Origin of the sequence: Acetobacter sp. AAB5 (assembly GCF_050106715.1) — a bacterium.
In the GTDB taxonomy this organism is placed as follows: domain Bacteria; phylum Pseudomonadota; class Alphaproteobacteria; order Acetobacterales; family Acetobacteraceae; genus Acetobacter; species Acetobacter oryzifermentans.
Genome location: NZ_JBNIEW010000039.1, coordinates 1 through 3324, shown reverse-complemented (window position 1 = coordinate 3324; position 3324 = coordinate 1). Strand labels below are relative to the sequence as shown.

Below are 3324 nucleotides of genomic sequence, written 5' to 3'. Positions count from 1 at the left end.
GATCGGCTGGCCTGTTTTCGGGTTTTGCACTGTGATCAGAATGGCAGTTATCTGCCGTTTTCTTCACAGTGCAAAAGCTTTTTTGGAATCAGAAATTATTGCTTAGGAAGATGTGCAAATAGGTAATGTATTTTACAAATTACCTATCTTTGGTGTCCCCGTGGAAAAGGGGAATTTCTGGCTGGAAAGATACGATGCCAATTCATCTGAAACAGGAACAAAAACATAATCCGTATTAGAAAATTTCGTTGATGCATTAGTTGTTTGCATCGTCACTGGATTTTGATCCGGTAAGGTCGAATATTGAGAGTTATTACCAAAATTTGGCTCTTGATAATCTTCTTCTGTTTCCTGTTTATTTTCAATAAATTGTTTTCTAAGAGATACAAACGTATTTTCATGCGTTTTTTTAAAATAAATAATGCCCATAGTTTATTTTACACTTTCAGTTTTAGCTAAAAGAGAATCCCCTTTTGCTTTCCATGATAATTGCTTGGAATCATTTATATCAGCTTCTGCCATAGAAGATAATGCTCCTAGAAGTTGCCCTTTATCCCAAATTGGCTTGCCGGTCTTACTATCGACCAAACCGGCCAGAATAAGAAGGCCAGCAGACTGGATGAGGTTATGCGTTCTTTCCTTGTCCTTGGCGTCTCTTTCTCTCTTGGCGATTTTCGATGATCTGGCCTTTGCTTCGGATGCTTTGGCCTTTGCCTCTTTTACGGCTTCCTGCGCTTTTTCCGACCGGATTAGTGCCTTGAGGTCTCTTTCCTCTTTTGGCGTTCTATCCGTCTTGTCATAGAGCAAAATCAGGATGCGCTGTTCTGTCGATAGCTTCTCAAGCTGTCGAAGGTTAGCGATATGCGTTTCAATCCGAAAAGCGGCCATAGTTTTCATCCAAACATAAAACGATTATCAGGCTTTATAGCATAAAAATGGTAGCAAATAGACGAGAGCCAAATTATCCTTCCTTGTAGGAAGGCGCGCTTAGACGTTTCTCATAAATGAGAAACAGCACGTTAGGGGTAAACCCCTTAAAACCCCGTTTTGACTCCAAAGGATTGTGGTGTGGCAATTGGTCGTTTGTCGATGAAGGTAGGAGGTAAGGGCAAAGCCTGCGCCCACTCCAACTACATCGAACGCCAAGGAAAATATGCCCATCGTCTAGAAACTGGTGAACGACTGGTTGCGACCGGAAGCGGCAACATGCCGGAATGGGCGCAATCCTCATCACAGTTCTGGAAGGCAGCGGATGAGCATGAACGGGCGAATGGCACCACATACCGCGAAATGGAAATAGCCCTGCCGCGTGAACTGGATGACAAGCAGAAGGAGAAGCTGGTCAGGGAGTGGGTGAAGCAGGAAATCGGCCAGAAGCACGCCTACACATGGGCCATTCATTCTCCCAAAGCGAGTGACGGCGGAGAGCAGCCGCATGTGCATCTGATGTTTTCAGAACGGGTCATGGACGGTCATGAACGCGGGCCGGAACAGTTCTTCAAACGCTACAACAGCAAGACGCCAGAGAAAGGCGGAGCCAAGAAGGCCAACACCGGCAAGCATCCTTTGGAGCGGAAAGAAGAACTGAAAGACCTGCGGCATCGCTGGGAAGTCATGTGCAACCGGCATCTTAGGGCGGCGGAGTGTCGAGAGCGCGTCAGCCTGAAACCGAATAACGAGATCAGGCAGGGTGAACCGGAACCGAAGATGTTGCCGAGCGAATGGCAGCGCGGCACCGGCAAGGCCGACATCATTGCTTTCCGGGAGGCCAGAAAAGAGCAGGTCGAGGCCCGCCATGACGTGCGTTTGTCGGTCAGGCCAACGGAACACATGGAAGCTGAACTGATTCACCTGGCCTACCGGAAGCAAGCCGACCAGAGGCAGGCCCAGGCCGCCGCCGCCGCCGCCAGACAGGCCGAAGCCGATCGACGTGCAGCCGAGGAGAGACAGGCACTCATCGCCAAGCTGCCAGCGATGGAGAAGGCCGTCATCGCAGAGATCGAGGATGAGACAAACAGGCGGCTCGATACCGATTTTGAGTATCAGGCTCTTTGGAAGGAGCGTGAGCAGCATGAGAAGGCCCGTCAGGAGGCAGAGGCCAATGCTGACAAGGCGGAACGTGATGAGGCCGCAACGGCTCAGGAAGCGCAGGATTTAGCTAAGAAGCACACGATACAGACCCGGCTTCATAGATCTGGCTTCAAGACCTTCATGCCCTTGGCCGAGGCCGAACAGTTCCGTGACGACTGCAAGACCTACAAGGAGGCCGAACGGACGCGGCAGACTTCTCTTGCCGAGAAGGTTCAGCAGATCGACCGGAAGCTGAAAGAGATTCGCCAGCGGATTCTGGACAAGGCCCGAAAGGAACTGGACGACCTTTACAAGAAACTTACATCCATTCGGGAGGCCATGAAGGTGGTCAAGGAAGCCCATATGGCCCAAGGAAAAGCCCAGAAAAAAGCCAGTCAGGAAGATCAGGCGGTTAGAAAACGAGGGCGAGGGCGATAAGCAGGGGTTGCCTTTGGAGTAAAACCGGAAGAGTCTCTGCCCCAGATATGACGAAGGCTCGGAGCCGCAAACTCCGAGCCTTCAGCAAGTCCACCAGCACTACCAAGTGGACCGCCTTTCGCTGAAGACCTAACCCGCATCGGGGTTTATCTTCAAGCCTTAGATGGTCAGCTTGTTGGAGAAAACCAACTATGACCACCGCAATTCAGACCGCCATTCTCAACACCTTCCGCGCTGGACAGATCAGCCGGACGGCCAAAGATGTGCTTCTCATCATCGCCCGCTCTATCCGGCCAGCGTCCTATGAGAGCCTCGCCAGAGCCGCCAAGTGTTCCCGCCGGTCAGTGGCCTACGCTATCCAGCAGGCCGAGCAGCTCGGCATCCTACGCCGCTCTCACAACCGTATTCGTAGGGGACGCCGCTGGATGAACGGTTGCAACGGGTATCGGTTCATTATGAAAGCCCTGACGGAAACATTGGCTTTCCCTTGGTCTCGATCACAGTGCAAACCTTGCACCACGGGTAATGAAGATAAAAAAAATACTCGATGGATGCCTCATTCTCCCGAAGAATACAGGCTCATATGTGAACGAATGGCAGCAGGATTGACGCCAAAAGAAGCGGGCTACCGTGGAAGCCTAACCTAACCGGGCACCACCCTACCGATCACAGTGCAAAAAGAGATCCGATCACAGTGCAAAACGGGATCGGCTGGCCTGTTTTCGGGTTTTGCACTGTGATCAGAATGGCAGTTATCTGCCGTTTTCTTCACAGTGCAAAAGCTTTTTTGGAATCAGAAATTATTGCTTAGGAAGA

4 protein-coding genes are annotated in these 3324 nt (G+C 50.8%); 2 read left to right on the top strand and 2 right to left on the bottom strand.

What is annotated here, in order from left to right; translation table 11 throughout:
• Positions 1-132: 132 nt before the first annotated feature.
• On the bottom strand, positions 133-429 hold the full coding sequence (locus tag ACP7IZ_RS13595) for a hypothetical protein (protein WP_426849687.1): 297 nt from the start codon (positions 427-429) through the stop codon (positions 133-135).
• Between the two features lie 3 nt (positions 430-432).
• Entirely contained in the window at positions 433-888 is a 456-nt protein-coding gene (locus ACP7IZ_RS13590; protein ID WP_426849685.1) for a conjugal transfer protein TraD, read from the bottom strand.
• 180 nt (positions 889-1068) lie between these two features.
• On the opposite strand from ACP7IZ_RS13590, the gene ACP7IZ_RS13585 reads away from it, so the two are divergent.
• Positions 1069-2508 (top strand): MobA/MobL family protein, encoded by a 1440-nt coding sequence (locus tag ACP7IZ_RS13585; protein WP_426849684.1) that lies wholly within the window; start codon positions 1069-1071, stop codon positions 2506-2508.
• A 191-nt stretch (positions 2509-2699) separates the two neighbouring features.
• Entirely contained in the window at positions 2700-3155 is a 456-nt protein-coding gene (locus tag ACP7IZ_RS13580) for a hypothetical protein (RefSeq protein WP_426849682.1), read from the top strand.
• Positions 3156-3324 lie beyond the last annotated feature (169 nt).